The organism is Bacillus sp. C28GYM-DRY-1 (assembly GCF_030519405.1).
GTDB classification, from domain to species: domain Bacteria; phylum Bacillota; class Bacilli; order Bacillales; family Bacillaceae; genus Bacillus; species Bacillus spizizenii_A.
The window spans coordinates 1-15997 of sequence record NZ_JAUMKF010000005.1; the positions used below are offsets into that span (position 1 = coordinate 1).

Here is a 15997-nt window from a genome sequence, read left to right on the forward strand (position 1 = left end):
ATACCTAGCCAAACGGAGCTAGGTATGCGGGAGCTCTTTTTCTGTTTTTGAAATCAGCTGAATATCCAAAAAAACAGCGTAAAACAAAAAAAGCTTGTAGAAAAACATCGTTTTCTCTACAAGCTGAACGCATTCATTTGGAATGCGTTCTTTTTTAGCTGGGAAGGGCCGAATTGCATTTGTCTAAAATAAGAAAAACGGCTGCGACGATCATTTCTTCTGTGGTGGACAGCCAGATGTCGCTGATCATTTCGTCTGTTGTATGAGCAGTCATCCACAAAAACAGCAGCTGTACGATGCCAGCAAGGAGAATGAATAAGCGTTTGTCTGTCTTGAAAAAAGTAAAACTATGTATCATCAGGCGTTCAAATGGTTCTAAACATAGCCCAAGGACAAGAAATAACACAGCAAAAAGCAGGACATGAGCTACTGAACGGTAGCTCGTTCCTGCTAAAGAAAACAATATAAACATGACGGCAAAATAGGTCAACATTACTGCTGGCGCGGCCAGTAAGTACTTTATAAAGAGCCGCAATAAGCGTTTGCGAGAAATTTGATGTTTCACAGGTACATCTCCTTATAAAGGCTTGCAGAGAACGATTGCTCTCTGCAAGCTGGTCTTTTTTTATTTACTGCATTTCTTTTTTACTACCGGATGCTTTTCTTTCGAAAGAATATCAGTAAAGCCTTTACCTAAATCAAGATGCTGTTGAACTAATGTTTCAGGAAGCATAGCAAGCCATTGGTTTAAAGATACATCGGCATAATGATCGTCTTTAAAGATTTCTAAAAAGACAAGCGGTTCGTCCCCGATGTTTTCAACGTAATGACCCATTGCAAATGGAACATATCCAACATCACCGGCCTGGTAGTTGAACGTTCTCGCATGGCCGTCAGATGCAAAAACAGTCATTCTTGCTTTGCCGGAGATGTAGTATTGCCACTCATGAGTATTCGGATGCCAATGCAGTTCTCTCATGGCACCGGGTTCTACCGTCACGAGCGCGGATGCGATTGTTTTAGACACTTTGAAGTTTGTTGAATCTGCAATGTATACTTTTCCTCCTTCTGATTCAATTGGTTCCTGTTCAAGAAGGCGGTAGGTAAATGGATAAGGTGCTTCACCGTTCGGCCCTTTTACAATGTCATCTTTCAAACTTCCTGGGACAGGTTTTTCAAATATATATTTCTCTTTGCCTGGCAAATTAGCAATATCCTCTTGTGTGACGCCAAAGTTCGCAGCAATGACTTCTTTAGGCGTGTGAGCAAGCCAATCTGTCAGCTGGAACGTGCTGTTTTCAGAGAATGAGCCATCGTCAAACACGAGCAGGAACTCGGCTCCCTCATCCAGCGCTTGAATGGAGTGCGGCAGGCCTGACGGGAAGTACCAAAGATCTCCTTCGCCTACATCATCAATAAAACTGCGCCCTTGTTCATCCACAATAGTGACTCTAGCACGTCCGTAAATCATATAAGCCCACTCTGCTTCTTTATGCCAATGCAGCTCGCGAATGGCACCCGGCTTTAGCCGCATATTTACGGATGCAAGGTTTTCTGAAATCGGCAGCTCCCGTACTGTCACTTCACGAGCATATCCGCCTTTTTCTAAGCGGTTATGAGTATCAGAGAACGAAAACTTCATATTGCTCACGGTACCATTATCAGTCTCCGGCGGAACAAGCATGTCCGGATTTTGGCGGTCTCTTTCAATATTGCGCGGGATTTTTACTGTTGCTCCTTCGTCTCCTCTAATTGGCTGTGGAATGTCATTTTGTTTTTTCATGAAATGTTTCCTCCTTTTATTTAAATGTGCTAGCAGAAAGAGAAGGTGAAAGGCCTTTCGTTTTCCCTTCTGTCTTGTTAAGTGAAAAAAAACAGTAAAAAGTCAACTTCGATCGAAAATTAATTTTTTGCTTTCTGATCTTTCAGCTCTGTCATCAGTTCGATAAGCTGATCAAACTTTTTTTCAAATCGAGTCAGCAGGTACATTGCAATTAACGCAGGAAACCCCAGATTGCCGATCTGTTTCACGACTTCCTCTATAAAAACCTGATCCATAGGAAAATACCTCCCTTCTTTTTTTGCAGTCATGTATGTAAGTGAAGGACATCCAAGAAAACGTAAACTGCCCTGGAGTATTTAAGACAAGCCTAGTTAGAAAGTAGTAGTTTACTTTTTTTTGCTTTCCTTCATTTAATTTAGTAGGGAGGCGGTTTGATGGACTATCAAGGTCTTTTACAGTCAAAATGTAAGGAGATAATGAAGCATCCCATCGTGAAGCATTTTTTGAGCAATCCTCAGCATTACCGTTTGTTCAAAAACGTAATGGAAAGCCCGAACGAAAAAGATGCAAAATCATTGGACGAGCAATTTAAGCAATTCTATAAGGAAATCCGCATCGTCAAGTATATGAATTCAATGATTCGGATCTTTTCTATTGATTTTGATAAGCGGGTTCGCAAAAACCAAAAACGGTATCCGCTGACGGTCGATCATCCGGAAGCAGGAGAACGACTTCCTTCCGAAACTGGAAGCGATGCGTTTGAAGCATTTTTAGATATGCAGGATGACTTGAGCCAGCATGTTCAGGATTATTACCTTTACCAAGCGATCCAGAACCTGACTGACAAACAAAAAAGCGTGCTGACGAAAGTCTATCTTCATGGTGCCACGATGCAAGAGATTGCCGATTCACTAGGAGAGTCCCGGCAAAACATCTCCAACATTCATAAAAAAGGGCTTGAGAATATCAGAAAACAGCTCGCGGCGCAAAAAAAGGGGGAGAGTAAGCTGTGAACGGCCAGTATGAACAAAAGAACCAAAAAGACGATAAATTTGACATTGAACATCTGATTGAATGCTTTTCACCTATGATTAGAAAAAAGCTCTGCAATACATCCTATCAAGAAAGAGAAGATTTAGAGCAAGAGCTGAAGATCAAAATGTTTGAAAAGGCTGATATGCTTTTGTGCCAGGACGTACCGGGGTTTTGGGAGTTTATTTTGTATATGGTAGACGAGAACTCATAACATTTATCTTTTGAAAATATGAAAAGCGGGAACTGCTACGTTCCCGTTTTCTATTTGTTCTGCCAAGACTCTTCCTATTCAAAAATGTACCAAAAATAAACGATATAATGATAAGATGAAAAAAACAGTGACAGAAAGGAACATAAAAGTGGAAAATGCGTCAATTTTAATTGTAGACGATGAGAAAGCGATTGTGGACATGATCAAACGCGTTCTCGAAAAAGAAGGTTATCGAAATTTACTGGATGCGGCAAGCGCAGAAGAAGCGATTCCGGTTGTGAAGGCCAATAAGGTTGATTTGATCGTGCTTGATGTCATGATGGGCGGAATGTCCGGTTTTGAAGCCTGCACGCTGATCAGAGAGTATTCAGACGCTCCGATTTTTTTCCTCACGGCGAGATCATCCGATGCGGATAAATTGTCCGGATTTGCGGTTGGGGCTGATGACTATATCACAAAACCATTTAATCCACTGGAATTAGCGGCGCGGATCAGGGCGCACCTCAAGCGGACTTATCAATCGAAAGAAACGAATTCAAATCAAACCTATACATATGATTATTTTACATTTTCTCCGCAAAATGCCGAGCTGATTGTAGGCGGGGAAGCCGTCGCTTGTTCAGCTCAGCTTTTGCAGCTTTTGCAGTATTTTTGTGAACACCCAAATGTGGTGCTTTCCAAAGATCAAATTTATGAAAAAGTTTGGGGCTATCCTTCTTACGGCGACAACAACACCGTTATGGTTCATATCCGCAAGCTCAGGGAAAAAATTGAGCGTGATCCAAGCAACCCGGAGTATATTGTAACCGTTCGCGGTCTCGGCTACCGTTTTATTCCGAATCCTGAAGGCAAGCGGTCATGAGATTAAGATGGAAGTTTTTGTTTCACTTTTTTGGGCAGATGCTGATTGTGATTCTGCTGCTCACAGTTATGCTTGTCGCTTCCTTTTTCTATTTAGACGCTCGATTTAGCGATGCGGAATCGAATTCTGGGCTGACAAAGGCAACCACCGACACACTTGAGGCATATCTCGATGTAAACGAAGACGGGACATGGGAAGTCGATAATTTTCTGAAGAAGTCTGTCGATAAACAGCACGGGTGGATGCAAATCATTGACTCTAATGGGAAAACCGATTATTCCTACAGCGTGCCGAAAGACGTGCCGGGCACCTATACCAAGAAAGAGCTCTTGTCTATTTATAAAACCAAAAAACTTCATAACTATAAGCTGAATTATTGGGCCATCAATATTGAAGATAAGTCGTACCTTCTATTGTCCGGCTGGAAATTAAAGAGCGAACAGCTGCTGACTTCCGTTGAAAAGCGCGAGCAAAAGATAGATTCTCTATCAGATTATCAGTCCAGCACCATCGACTATATTAAGCGGGAAAAAGGCGCCATTTACCTATTAGACAGCAATGGAAACATTCTCGACAGCATTAACAGCACAAAAAGTGAAAGAAAAACGATGAATCAGCTGGAGCTGCTTAAATACAACTCCAAACCTTGGAACTATAAACGGGAAATTTCCGTTAAGATTCTCAACAAAGACAGATGGATGGTCGCTACGGTGCCGAACCCTGTCTATGTAACCGATCAGGAGTTTAACAAATCGTTCCTGAAGGTTGTGCTAAAGGCGATGTTCCTGATTATGGGTGTTCTGTTTCTGTATATCATTTGGATGACCATTTGGTATATGTTTCGATTTGGGTTGCCGATTTTTCACACGATTAAATGGCTGGTCAATCTATCAAAAGGGAAGCTTGAGGAACCGAAAAACCGGAAAGGCCGTCCTGTCAGCAAAAACAAAAAGGGGAAAATCAAACAGCCGTACCGCTTCTTCGGTGAGATATTTGAATCAATGGATCAGCTGACTGAAACGCTGAGACGGGATAAAAGAAATAGAGAAAAAATCCAGGCGACAAGAGAAGAATGGATTGCCGGTTTATCGCATGACTTAAAAACACCGCTCAGCAGCATTTACGGCTACAGCATGATGCTTGAGTCGAAGCAGTATGACTGGTCGCCGGAAGAAGTAAAAGAAATGGGACAGGTTGTCAGAGAAAAATCTGAATACATGTCCAAGCTGATTGAAGACTTAAATTTAACGTATCGGCTGAAAAATGATGCTCTTCCAATTGAGAGAAAACTCACAAACCTGATCCCGTTTTTTAAAAATGTCATTGAGGATTTCAAGAAAAATCCGTTTTCTGAAGGATATGATATCTCCTTTGTATCCATAGAAGAGCATATTGAATTTGCGCTTGATGAAGCATGGTTCAGGCGAATATTGGAAAATCTGCTTGGTAATGCCGTAAAGCATAACGACAAAGGAACGGAAATTCAGGTCATTCTAGAACAGACAAAGAATCATATTTCCTTGAAGGTTAAGGACAATGGGAAAGGGATGGATGAAGAAACGATTACCCATTTATTTAACCGTTACTACAGAGGGACGAACACAAAAGATTCATCTGCCGGAACGGGCCTCGGGCTCGCCATTGCCAAGGAGCTTGTCCATTTGCATAACGGGACAATTCATGTAAACAGCAGAATGAACATAGGGACGGTCATTACTATCCTTTTCAAAAAACGATAAACATGTGGTTTCGACACCTTTTTGCCGGGAATAACAATATATAGACTGAAGCTAAAGAGGTGTAACACATGGATGCAGTATTGGAAGCAGACACTCGGGCAGTGCTTGGAGAAGGCCCGTTATGGGATGAAGAAAATGGCCGCTTATATTGGGTGGATATCTTAGGGAGCGAGCTCCACATCTTCGACCCTGAAGAAAAAATAAACCGATCTATCAAATTCAAGTCCTTTGTGACCGCGCTTGCGAAATATACAAAGGATGAGCTGATGATGACGATGAAGGACGGGTTTTACCTGTATCATCTTCAGGATGACAGCTTGGAAAAGATCAAACAGCCGAAGGATATGGATGAGAGCCTGCGTTTTAATGACGCGAAATGTGACCCGTACGGAAGGCTCTGGGCGGGGACAATGAGCATGGAAGGCGAACAAAAACAGGCTTCCCTGTACCGTTTGGATCCAGACGGCAGACTTATCAAAATGAAAGATCAAGTCTCCACCTCGAACGGTTTGGATTGGGATCGCGAGAGGAATTTGATGTATTACATTGACACGCCCACACAGGAAATTGTGCGCTACAGGTATGATCCTGAAAGCGGCAATGTCTCAAATCCAGAACCCGTCTATCGTTTTGATCAATCAGAAGGACTGCCGGACGGCATGACAATCGACCAAAATGGCATGTTGTGGGTGGCTCTGTTTGGGGGCAGCCGCGTGGTTCATATTGACCCGTTTCAGAAAAAAGTAAACGATTCAATCAGCGTGCCGGCTAAATATGTGACATGCTGCGCATTCGGCGGCAGAGACTTAAAAACCCTTTACATCACAACGGCAACGGAACAATTGACAGAAACAGAAAGATACGAGCAGCCTCACGCGGGAGGATTGTTTTCAGCAAAATTGGAAACAGGCGGCTATCAGCCGGTTCCATACGCTGGAGATGTATAAAAAAACGCATCCGAAATACGGATGCGTTTCTGCATATTACAGAGAACGGATAATACCGCCTTCCACGCGCTGTGCCGTGCCGTTGATGGCGGATGCGGCGTCAGATGCGAGGAATACAATCGTGTTGGCCACTTCTTCTGCTGTCGCGTATCGCTGAATAAGAGAAGTCGGCTCATTAACTTTAAAATAGTCTTTGATGAATGTATCTGTATCCTGGCCGGCTGCTTTTGCGGCACCTTCCATATAGGATGCCACGCCCTCTGTCCAAGTAGGTCCCGGAAGCACTGAGTTGACTGTCACATTCGTGCCTTTTGTCATTTCAGCCATTCCTCTAGAAAGGCTGATCAGCGCCGTTTTGGTCATGGAGTACGGAATCATGGTTGGTAGCGGTTTGACGCCTGCTTCACTTGCGATATTTAAAATGCGGCCGCTGTTTTTGGTAAGCATCTTTGGAAGGAAGTGACGGCTTGTCCGAACCGCGCTCATCACGTTCACTTCAAAATATTGATTCCACTCTTCATCTGTCACATCGGCAAAGTCTTTGACCTCGAAGAATCCAAGGTTGTTGACAAGAATATCGATATCACCGATTTCATTTACTTTTTCAATAAAAGCCGCTGCTTCATCTGCTTTTGACAAATCGGCAGCCACACCGTGCACCGTTCCGTATCCAGAAAGCTCCTCAATCGTGCGATCAACAGTCGCTTGTTTGCGTCCGTTGACAATCACTGCCGCTCCCTCTTGCAGAAAGCTTTTTGCTGCCGCTTTTCCGATGCCGGAAGTCGAGCCAGTGATTAGAACGAGTTTGTCTTTTAGCTTTAAATCCATAAGAATCATTCCTTTTTATAGATGATGGTATTAAGTATACAAGAACAAAATTAGTGTTTACGAGGATTTTGCTTCCATACATGTAACTGGGGAAAAAGTCATTCAAGGCGCATATACAAGCCTGTCAGTCATATAGTATAATTACTCCGAAAAAAGGATACGAATGTCAAATAGGTGCCGGTCCGCCAACAACAGCCGGCTTAATAGGGAAACCGGTAAAAGCCGGTGCGGTCCCGCCACTGTAATTGGCCATAGCTCCAAGAGCCAGGATACCTGCCTATTTGGTCAGCACGAAGTCTGCGAGGACAGATGATGTGTAAACAATAGGGTTTTTTGTGTTGTTTACAGCATCTTTACCATCGTAGAGATGCTTTTTTTAGTTCACTTAGGAGGAAAGGTTATGAAGAAACTAGCCGGAATATGGACTGCCCTTCTGCTGGCCGCTGTTATGATAGCAGGCTGCGGAAATGCGGCAGATCAAAAGGATTCCAAGGCAAACCAAAAGACAGAAGCATCTCAAGCGTTCCCTGTCACCATTGGTGATGCGTCAAACCAAGATGTCACAATCAAAAAGGAGCCGAAAACGATTGTTTCATTAATGCCGAGCAACACAGAAATCACGTACGCTCTCGGCCTTGGTGACAATGTGGTCGGCGTCACCACAAACGATACATATCCAAAGGAAGTCAAAAAGGTTGAAAAAGTTGGGGATATGAATATAAACGTTGAGAAAGTCATTTCTCTAAAGCCAGACCTCGTTCTTGCCTATGAGTCTTCCATGTCAGCGTCAGCCGATGCCATTAAACAACTAAAGGACGCGGGCATTACCGTGCTGACTGTCAACGATGCACAATCATTTTCCGAGGTATACAAATCAATTGAAATGATCGGTGAAGCTGCCGGGGCAGAGAAAAAAGCCGATCAGCTTGTGAAAAGAATGAAAACAGACTTGGCTGCTATAAAAGAAAAGGCCGCCGGCATATCTAAAGCCGATCAAAAGAAAGTATTTGTCGAAGTGTCTCCGGCTCCGGACATTTATACGACCGGGAAAGACACCTTTATGGATGAAATGCTTGAAGCGATCCATGCGGAAAATGCCGCTTCCGCTCAGAAAGGCTGGGCTAAGATGACCGAAGAAGCGATCGTCAAGCTGAATCCCGATGCGATCGTGACGACAAACGGTGAATCTGCTGTCAGTGAAATAAAAAAACGAAGCGGCTGGAGCGGTGTAAAAGCCATCAGACATCACGAAGTATACGACGTGGACCCTGACCTCGTGACCCGTCCGGGACCGCGATTGATTAAAGGGGTCGAAGAGCTTGCTGAACATATTTACCCTGATGTTTTTAAAAAATAAACGCTTTGTGGCATATGCCCTCAGCCTGATGTTTTTGTCGGTATCTGTTCTTTTGGGAATCTCTATCGGGTCTTTGGAGATTCCCATTCCTGCTATTATCAAGGTTTTTTTGGGAGAATCGTTTGGCATTCAAGGACTGAATCTTGATCCGATAGAGGGGAACATCATCATGAAAATTAGGCTGCCGAGGGTGATATTGGCCGCTCTTGTCGGCGCGGGGTTGGCTGCTGCGGGAGCCGGTTTTCAGGGGCTCTTGAAGAACCCGCTCGCAGATCCGTATACGCTCGGCATATCGTCAGGCGCTGCTGTCGGTGCAGTGGTCACATTGTTTTTCGGGATTGAGTTGCCGGTGATCGGAAGTTTTACACTGCCGTTTTTAAGCGTTGGAGCGGCTATTGTCGTGATTTTTTTGGTTTTGTTCTTTGCGCGGCTTGTTCACCCTTCATTGACCCTGTCTGCATTGATTTTAACAGGGATCATCTTCAGTTCGTTTTTGGGTGCGCTTACTTCTCTCATGATCGCATTGTCCGGCGATGATTTAAAACCGATCGTCCACTGGCTGCTCGGCAGCGTATCAATGAGGGGCTGGGGCTATGTTGCACTGTTTCTGCCCTTTTTTGCTGCGGGCGCTGCCGCGCTTTTGATCAGCGGCAGAGAACTGAATGTGATGACTTATGGCGAGGAAAAAGCGAGGCTGCTCGGTGTAAATGTGAAGCGGAGTAAATATGTCGTTCTGTTGGCGGGAGCTATTTTAACTGGCAGTGCGGTTGCGGTATCTGGAACCATTGGCTTTGTTGGTCTCGTCATTCCGCATTTTATCCGTCTCCTGTCTATTACGGATCACCGGCATCTTCTGCCGCTCTCGATGCTGAATGGCGCTTCGTTCCTTGTGCTGTCAGATCTTTTGTCCAGAACCATCATTGAGCCGTCGGAGCTGCCGATCGGCATTATTACCGCACTGGTAGGAGCACCAGTTTTCGGGTTTATATTGATTCGGCGTTACCGGGGAGGGCGAGTTCATGATTGATGTCATCAGAGTGTCCGGCGGCTATGGAAGAAAGGATGTCTTACAGGACATCAGCTTTGCAGTAAAACCGGGTGAATTTTTAGGAATCCTTGGTCCGAACGGCAGCGGAAAAACCACCTTGTTGAAAATGCTGTCGGGAAGCATCACGCCTCGAAGCGGCGAAGTGCTGCTTGAATGCCGTTCAGTCGGGTCGTACCAAACGAAGGAGCTCGCCCGCAAAGTAGCGGCCCTTCCTCAGAAAACGGAGCAGGCCTTTTCCTTTACGGTGGAGGAAACGGTACAGTTTGGCCGCTATGCTTATCAATCAGGTCTTTTTCGGCAGCTCACAGGGGAAGACCACGATATCGTAAAAAGGGTGATGGAGCAGACAGACATCCTCCGCTTTGCCAAAAAATCCATTCATGAGCTGAGCGGCGGAGAGCAGCAGCGGGTGTATGTGGCGCAGGCACTTGCCCAGGAACCCCGATATTTGTTGCTTGATGAACCGACAAGTTTTCTCGATTTGTCATTTCAAAAAAGTCTGCTAGATCTAATGAAACAAGAAACGGTCGCGTCAAAACTCGCAGTCATTGGGGTGTTTCATGATGTGAATATTGCGAGTTTATACTGTGATCGTTTGCTGTTATTAAAAGATGGAAAAGCAGAAGTGCTTGACCGCCCGGAAGCTGCCCTCTCTGCCGACCGTATTAAGCGGGTGTATCATACTGACATCACAGCGCTGGACCATCCACAACGTGCAAATCCGCAATTTACGATTAAGGCGAAAACCTTCCCGGAGAAAGCCGAGCCCCTCTTTCTAAAAGAACGAATTGAACAATACTTGCCGCGTGGCATCACATTTTCAGCAGACCGCCCGCTGCGCGTTCTGTCCTCTGAAGAGGGCTTTGCTTGGAGACGAAAACTTGTTTTCGACAGCGGAAACAACTCTGGATGGCCGCAAGACATGTCAACCGTTGAACAAGAAACGCTGTTTATCCAACATGATTGTAAATTGGCTGACTGTCATATTGTGTCGGAAAGCAATGATCTTTGCATCATCGGAATGAAAGATGCGAAGGGGCGTTTCATCATATGGGTGGTAGTCGGCGGCTGTTTGCACGATGGTCAATTTGTGAAGGTGATAAGCGCTACAGCAAAAGCTGCAGCTGAGCATCGTGTTTTCTGCAGTGATGTGCTCATCGCGTCCACTCACTCCGGCCGGTTACCGGATCAAAGCATTTTATTGACACAAATACAGAATCAAACAGCGGCTTGTGTGAAAGCTTTAAAAAATTAATCCGACCTGTCTTTGGACAGGTTTTTTTATTGTTTTAAAACGCATCAGATGAGGGTGAGACGTCATTTTTTTATCCTAAATACGAAAAATATGTTGCTTAATGAATCAATATAGATTTATAATTATTTTATGAAAGCGTTTTATTATATATGGTTGTTTAAAATTGCAACAGATGGGAGCGGAATCATTTGAAAGTAGAGGGAATTATTCCAGCCATACTGACACCGATTACAAAAGAACAGGATTTTCATCCGGGTGTAGCCGAAAAGCTGGTGAATCATTTAATTGATTCAGGTGTCCATGGCATCTTTGCTTTAGGGACAAATGGCGAATTTCATTTATTCTCGCAAGAGGAAAAGCTTCAAATTGCGGAAACTGTCGTGAAAGCGGTTAATAAACGTGTGCCTGTTTTTATCGGAGCAGGAGAAAACAGTACTGAGGCAACCATTTCCTTATCTAACCAAATGGCGGATATTGGAGCTGATGTTCTTTCGATCATTACGCCATACTTTGTCGCACCTTCGCAGGAGGAATTGTATCAGCATTTCCGCACGATATCTGAAAATGTCGCGCTTCCTGTCCTGCTCTATAACATTCCGTCGAGAACAGGTGTATCACTTGAGCCTGAAACCGTTGAAAGGCTGGCGGCATTGCCGAACATCATCGGCATTAAAGACAGCAGCGGCAGCTTCGACAATATTAAGGCGTATCTTGAGCGTACAAAAGACCAGTCCTTTTCCGTTCTGGCAGGAACCGATTCATTGATTTTAGACACATTGAAGGCGGGAGGAACAGGGGCTGTGGCTGCAACAGCAAATGTGCTTCCGCAGACCGTTGTTTCAATCTATGAATCTTATAAACAAGGAAACATTGAAGAGAGCGAGCAGTATCAAAAGCAGCTAGACCCGCTTCGTGCCACGTTTTCACTCGGTTCACTGCCGGCGCCGCTAAAAAAAGCAACGGAGCTTGCCGGAATCGACGTCGGACCGCCTAAACATCCGATTGCAGAGCTGTCAGGAGAGGGGTTGCAAAAAGTGAAAAAGATGCTGGAAGGCTACGGAATTGAAACAAAACTGGCAAAGGAGCAGTGAGGATATGAAGACGCTTTATCATTTTCAAACGGCCGCCCGAATTGAAGCTGGCGCACATTCACTCAATTTCCTTGGTGATCATTTGGATCAGACAAGCGGATGGAATCAGATCCGTTCGGTGTTTATTTTAACTCAGCCGTCGATCGTCTCTCTCGGTTATGCAGACCAAATTAAAGAGGTGCTGGCTGAAAAAGGCATCTCAAGTGAAATCAATACTGACATACAGCCGGAGCCGACGGAACAAAATATCGAAGAGGTTTTTCAGCTTTTTTCTGCAGGAAGCCATGACGCAATTCTAGGAATTGGAGGAGGCAGTGTGCTTGATGCGGCTAAAATCCTCTCTGTTCTGAAAACAAATAAAAAACCGATTTCCGAGTTGGTTGGCACGAATCTCGTTGAAAAGCCCGGTGTTCCGCTTGTGCTGATTCCGACAACATCTGGAACAGGGTCAGAGGTGACGCCGAATGCGATTGTGACATTCCCTGAGAAAGAATTAAAGATTGGTATGGTCAGTCCCTATCTGTTGCCATCACTTGTGATTTTAGATCCGGTTTTGACGACTGGTCTTCCAAAGGCGATCACGGCCGCAACCGGAATGGATGCTTTTACACACGCGCTCGAATCCTATATTTCCAACAAAGCAAATCCATTCAGTGACATGTTTGCGCTTGAATCTATGAGACTGATTTCCTCCAGTATTCAGGAGGCCTATCACCATGGAGATAAACTAGAAGCGAGAGAAAAAATGCTTATTGGCGCCATGTATGGCGGAATGGCTTTGACAAGCGCAGGGACAGCGGCGGTTCATGCGATGGCTTACCCGCTTGGGGGGAAATACAAAATGTCTCACGGTGTGGCCAATTCCATGTTGCTTCCGCATGTAACGGCCTTTAATGCGGATCATGTGACTGACCGCCTTTCAGATGTCGCTGGTGTAATTGGAATCGAGCAAAAATGTTCGAAGGCCAGCCAAGCAGAGCGGGTTATACAGAAGATTGAAGAGTGGACCGCCGATTTAAATATTCCGCAAAATTTAAAGGCATTCGGAGTATCAAAAGAGGATGTGCCAACGCTTGCTGAGGCGGCAGCCGACGTCAAACGGCTCATGGACAACAATCCAAAGCCGATGTCCGTTGCGGAAATTGAAGCTGTCTATTTGAAATTGCTTGAGGTGTAGGTCATTGGGATCTGTACTTGTTTTCACCATGAGCCTGTAGGAGGCTTGCAAACAAAGGGGGAGTTTGGGTGGATGTCTTAAGCGGTTCGGTCATAACATTTATTTTGGCAGTGATTGTGGTTTACATTCTTTTTACGACGTGGCTGACGATGCGCTTTCGCAGTAAATCCAGTGCGGAATTCAACAATGCCGCCAAAACACTGCCGGCCATTGTTGTCGGCATTCTGCTAATGAGTGAATTTATCGGCACCAAATCGACAATCGGGACCGCTGAATCAGCTTATACACATGGTTTGGCAGCTTCATGGTCGATTGTAACGGTCTCTATTGCGTTTTTTGTTTTTTCCTACTTCTTAGTAGGGAAATTTTATAAAACAGGCCAATATACGATTTCCGGTATTATTAGTGACAAGTTTGGCCGATCGACCAAACTTGTCGTTTCTACTATTATGATTGTGGCTCTTTTACTAGTGAATCTAGGGAACTATTTAAGCGGATCGGCGGCGATTTCGTCTATTTTAGGTCTTCCGCTCATGACGTGTGCCATCATTACAGCGATTGTCAGCACCTTTTATTTTACATTCGGAGGAATGAAGGGCGTTGCCTGGGTGACGATTCTGCATTCTCTTGTTAAATATGTGGGGGTTCTAATTACATTAGGGGTTGCACTTTATTTGACAAAAGGCTGGGAGCCGATGACGCAGCAATTGCCCAAGCATTTCTTCACATGGGACGGCAGTATCGGATGGGGGACAATCGGTGCTTGGTTTATCGGCAATATGGGGGCGATTTTTGCGACTCAGTTTATTATTCAGGCCATTACCTCATCGAAAAGTGAGAAAGAGGCAAAGAGATCGACGCTGTATGCGGCACTGCTTTGTCTGCCGCTTGCGATTGCCATTGGAGTCATCGGCGTTGCCGCACGGTATTTGTACCCGGACATTGATGCCATCTATGCATTCCCGGTATTTATGCAGCAAATGAATCCCGTGCTGAGCGCCATTGTGGCAACATCGCTTGTGGCGTCCATTTTCGTCGGCGTCTCGACTGTTGCGCTTGCCACAACAACTTTGATTATGGATGACTTTTATGTGCCTAAAGCAAAACCGACACCTGAACAGCGCATGAAAGTTACGAGATATGCATCCATTATCATCGGTTTTATACCGTTGCTCGGTGTTGCATTGGCGCCAGAATTGTTAACGCTTTCTTTCTTTACGAGGGCGCTTCGCACATCAATTGCCGTTGTGGCGGCGATGGGCTTTTATTTGCCATACTTTAATTCAAACCGGGGGGCAACCATAGGCCTGGTGCTTTCCGGAATGGCGACAACGGTCTGGTATTTGTTAGACAATCCGTTTGGCATTGATAACATGTACATTGCCATCATTGTTCCGTTTGTTGTGCTCGTATTAGACCGTCTGATCAGCTCGCCTGCGAAAAAAGAGTCAAATGTAAAGGAGGAATTGTAATGAAACAAAGTGAAGTTCCCTTGCTGATAGATGGGCGCATTAGAAAAAATGAAACAGATGAGGCCAGAAAGGATGCTTTTTTGCCGACAGACTGTCCGCAAAACCACGCAGCCAACTTGCTGGAGCTGGACAATGGTGATCTATTGTGTGTCTGGTTTGGGGGTACGCAGGAAGGCATTGCGGATATATCGATTTACATGTCAAGGCTTGCAAAAGGGAGCAGTGAGTGGACACAGGCAGAAAAGCTGTCGGATGATTCTTCCCGATCCGAACAAAACCCTGTGCTTTTCCAAGAGCCGTCCGGCCGGCTCTGGCTCATGTATACGGCACAGGTGTCCGGTAATCAGGATACAGCCATTGTCAGATACCGGACATCGGATGACAGAGGCCATACATGGAGCGGCATTGACACATTGTTTGGCGAAGCCGGCACCTTTATCCGCCAGCCGCTCGTTGTCCTGGATAACGGCGATTGGCTGCTTCCCGTCTTTTACTGCATCACCTTGGCTGATGTGAAATGGACTGGAAACCGTGACATCAGCGCGGTGAAAATTTCATCTGATAAAGGCAAGACGTGGGAGGAAGTGAAGGTGCCGGGCAGCATGGGCTGTGTTCATATGAATATTGAAAAACTGCATGACGGGACATTGCTTGCGCTGTTTAGGAGCCGTTTGGCAGACTCGATTTATGCGAGCCGCTCTATTGATAACGGCCGCACCTGGTCAGAGCCTGAGCCGACGGAGCTGCCGAACAACAACTCTTCCATTCAATTTACAGCGCTTCAAGATGGGACGCTCGCTCTCGTATACAATCATATGAATGCGAATGAAACGACCGAAAGAAGAGCATCTCTATACGATGAAATTGAGGATGAGGATGATACGAGAACAGGTGTAGACACAGAAGCCCGTCCAGCCTTCTGGGGAGCGCCGAGGGCGCCGATGACACTGGCGCTTTCACATGACGGCGGTGTCACATGGCCTGTCAAAAGAAATATTGAAGTCGGCGACGGGTATGCGATGACGAACAACTCAAAAGACAAGCTCAACCGCGAGTTTTCTTATCCATCGATCAAGCAGGGGAAAGACGGCGACCTGCATATTGCCTTTACGTATTACCGTCAGGCAATTAAATATGTACGCGTCCCGCGAATGTGGGCCTCGGCCGATCAAGAATAAAGCCGTTTGAACGG

16 protein-coding genes and 1 riboswitch are annotated in these 15997 nt (G+C 45.3%); of the genes, 12 read left to right on the forward strand and 4 right to left on the reverse strand.

The window, feature by feature from the left end:
• Nucleotides 1–154 precede the first annotated feature (154 nt).
• From Q3W56_RS06585 to Q3W56_RS06595, 3 genes are all read right to left on the reverse strand, one after another.
• Nucleotides 155–565: a regulatory YrvL family protein gene (locus Q3W56_RS06585; RefSeq protein ID WP_302894906.1), complete on the reverse strand. Its 411-nt coding sequence runs from the start codon at nucleotides 563–565 to the stop codon at nucleotides 155–157.
• A gap of 60 nt (nucleotides 566–625) precedes the next feature.
• Nucleotides 626–1783 carry an oxalate decarboxylase gene (oxdC, locus tag Q3W56_RS06590; protein ID WP_302894907.1) on the reverse strand — a complete coding sequence of 386 codons (1158 nt, stop codon included), beginning with the start codon at nucleotides 1781–1783 and terminating at the stop codon, nucleotides 626–628.
• 119 nt (nucleotides 1784–1902) lie between these two features.
• Nucleotides 1903–2058: a YvrJ family protein gene (locus Q3W56_RS06595; protein WP_003221632.1), complete on the reverse strand. Its 156-nt coding sequence runs from the start codon at nucleotides 2056–2058 to the stop codon at nucleotides 1903–1905.
• A 201-nt stretch (nucleotides 2059–2259) separates the two neighbouring features.
• On the opposite strand from Q3W56_RS06595, the gene sigO reads away from it, so the two are divergent.
• From sigO to Q3W56_RS06620, 5 genes are all read left to right on the forward strand, one after another.
• Nucleotides 2260–2796: an RNA polymerase sigma factor SigO gene (gene sigO / locus Q3W56_RS06600; RefSeq protein WP_268398495.1), complete on the forward strand. Its 537-nt coding sequence runs from the start codon at nucleotides 2260–2262 to the stop codon at nucleotides 2794–2796.
• A complete protein-coding gene (gene rsoA / locus Q3W56_RS06605; RefSeq protein ID WP_268398417.1) occupies nucleotides 2793–3029 on the forward strand; it encodes a sigma-O factor regulator RsoA in 237 nt (78 codons plus the stop codon). Before sigO ends, rsoA begins: the two co-directional genes overlap by 4 nt.
• Nucleotides 3030–3177: 148 nt before the next feature.
• Complete coding sequence (gene yvrH / locus Q3W56_RS06610) at nucleotides 3178–3891, forward strand: two-component system response regulator YvrH (protein WP_041521068.1); 714 nt, start codon at nucleotides 3178–3180, stop codon at nucleotides 3889–3891.
• Nucleotides 3888–5630, forward strand: a complete 1743-nt coding sequence (gene yvrG / locus Q3W56_RS06615; protein WP_302894908.1) for a two-component system sensor histidine kinase YvrG — start codon at nucleotides 3888–3890, stop codon at nucleotides 5628–5630. The genes yvrH and yvrG overlap by 4 nt, the downstream gene beginning before the upstream one ends.
• 68 nt (nucleotides 5631–5698) lie before the next feature.
• Complete coding sequence (locus Q3W56_RS06620; protein ID WP_302894909.1) at nucleotides 5699–6577, forward strand: SMP-30/gluconolactonase/LRE family protein; 879 nt, start codon at nucleotides 5699–5701, stop codon at nucleotides 6575–6577.
• Nucleotides 6578–6613: 36 nt separating this feature from the next.
• Here Q3W56_RS06620 and Q3W56_RS06625 read toward each other — a convergent pair whose 3' ends face one another.
• Complete coding sequence (locus Q3W56_RS06625) at nucleotides 6614–7405, reverse strand: SDR family NAD(P)-dependent oxidoreductase (protein WP_268398422.1); 792 nt, start codon at nucleotides 7403–7405, stop codon at nucleotides 6614–6616.
• 155 nt (nucleotides 7406–7560) lie between these two features.
• Nucleotides 7561–7700: riboswitch (cobalamin riboswitch) on the forward strand.
• A 105-nt stretch (nucleotides 7701–7805) separates the two neighbouring features.
• On the opposite strand from Q3W56_RS06625, the gene Q3W56_RS06630 reads away from it, so the two are divergent.
• The 7 genes from Q3W56_RS06630 to Q3W56_RS06660 all read left to right on the forward strand — a co-directional run bounded on the left by Q3W56_RS06630 (nucleotide 7806) and on the right by Q3W56_RS06660 (nucleotide 15983).
• Nucleotides 7806–8762, forward strand: a complete 957-nt coding sequence (locus tag Q3W56_RS06630; RefSeq protein WP_302894910.1) for an ABC transporter substrate-binding protein — start codon at nucleotides 7806–7808, stop codon at nucleotides 8760–8762.
• Entirely contained in the window at nucleotides 8725–9789 is a 1065-nt protein-coding gene (locus tag Q3W56_RS06635; RefSeq protein WP_302894912.1) for a FecCD family ABC transporter permease, read from the forward strand. The genes Q3W56_RS06630 and Q3W56_RS06635 overlap by 38 nt, the downstream gene beginning before the upstream one ends.
• Nucleotides 9782–11065 (forward strand): ABC transporter ATP-binding protein, encoded by a 1284-nt coding sequence (locus Q3W56_RS06640; RefSeq protein WP_302894913.1) that lies wholly within the window; start codon nucleotides 9782–9784, stop codon nucleotides 11063–11065. Before Q3W56_RS06635 ends, Q3W56_RS06640 begins: the two co-directional genes overlap by 8 nt.
• Before the next feature lie 188 nt (nucleotides 11066–11253).
• Nucleotides 11254–12156 carry a 4-hydroxy-tetrahydrodipicolinate synthase gene (gene dapA, locus Q3W56_RS06645; protein WP_019715693.1) on the forward strand — a complete coding sequence of 301 codons (903 nt, stop codon included), beginning with the start codon at nucleotides 11254–11256 and terminating at the stop codon, nucleotides 12154–12156.
• A 4-nt stretch (nucleotides 12157–12160) separates the two neighbouring features.
• Nucleotides 12161–13333: an iron-containing alcohol dehydrogenase gene (locus Q3W56_RS06650; RefSeq protein WP_302894914.1), complete on the forward strand. Its 1173-nt coding sequence runs from the start codon at nucleotides 12161–12163 to the stop codon at nucleotides 13331–13333.
• Nucleotides 13334–13401: 68 nt separating this feature from the next.
• Complete coding sequence (locus tag Q3W56_RS06655; protein ID WP_302894915.1) at nucleotides 13402–14805, forward strand: sodium:solute symporter family protein; 1404 nt, start codon at nucleotides 13402–13404, stop codon at nucleotides 14803–14805.
• The gene (locus Q3W56_RS06660; protein ID WP_302894916.1) at nucleotides 14805–15983 is read left to right on the forward strand and encodes a sialidase family protein; all 1179 of its coding nucleotides are present in this window, start codon (nucleotides 14805–14807) and stop codon (nucleotides 15981–15983) included. Before Q3W56_RS06655 ends, Q3W56_RS06660 begins: the two co-directional genes overlap by 1 nt.
• Nucleotides 15984–15997: the final 14 nt, after the last annotated feature.

Bases quoted from the DNA above. Each gene is read 5' to 3' on its own strand.
- oxdC (WP_302894907.1), bottom strand. From the start codon at position 1,783: ATGAAAAAACAAAATGACATTCCACAGCCAATTAGAGGAGACGAAGGA.
- Q3W56_RS06595 (WP_003221632.1), bottom strand. From the start codon at position 2,058: ATGGATCAGGTTTTTATAGAGGAAGTCGTGAAACAGATCGGCAATCTG.
- sigO (WP_268398495.1), top strand. From the start codon at position 2,260: ATGAAGCATCCCATCGTGAAGCATTTTTTGAGCAATCCTCAGCATTAC.
- yvrG (WP_302894908.1), top strand. From the start codon at position 3,888: ATGAGATTAAGATGGAAGTTTTTGTTTCACTTTTTTGGGCAGATGCTG.
- Q3W56_RS06620 (WP_302894909.1), top strand. From the start codon at position 5,699: ATGGATGCAGTATTGGAAGCAGACACTCGGGCAGTGCTTGGAGAAGGC.
- Q3W56_RS06625 (WP_268398422.1), bottom strand. From the start codon at position 7,405: ATGGATTTAAAGCTAAAAGACAAACTCGTTCTAATCACTGGCTCGACT.
- Q3W56_RS06630 (WP_302894910.1), top strand. From the start codon at position 7,806: ATGAAGAAACTAGCCGGAATATGGACTGCCCTTCTGCTGGCCGCTGTT.
- Q3W56_RS06640 (WP_302894913.1), top strand. From the start codon at position 9,782: ATGATTGATGTCATCAGAGTGTCCGGCGGCTATGGAAGAAAGGATGTC.
- Q3W56_RS06650 (WP_302894914.1), top strand. From the start codon at position 12,161: ATGAAGACGCTTTATCATTTTCAAACGGCCGCCCGAATTGAAGCTGGC.
- Q3W56_RS06660 (WP_302894916.1), top strand. From the start codon at position 14,805: ATGAAACAAAGTGAAGTTCCCTTGCTGATAGATGGGCGCATTAGAAAA.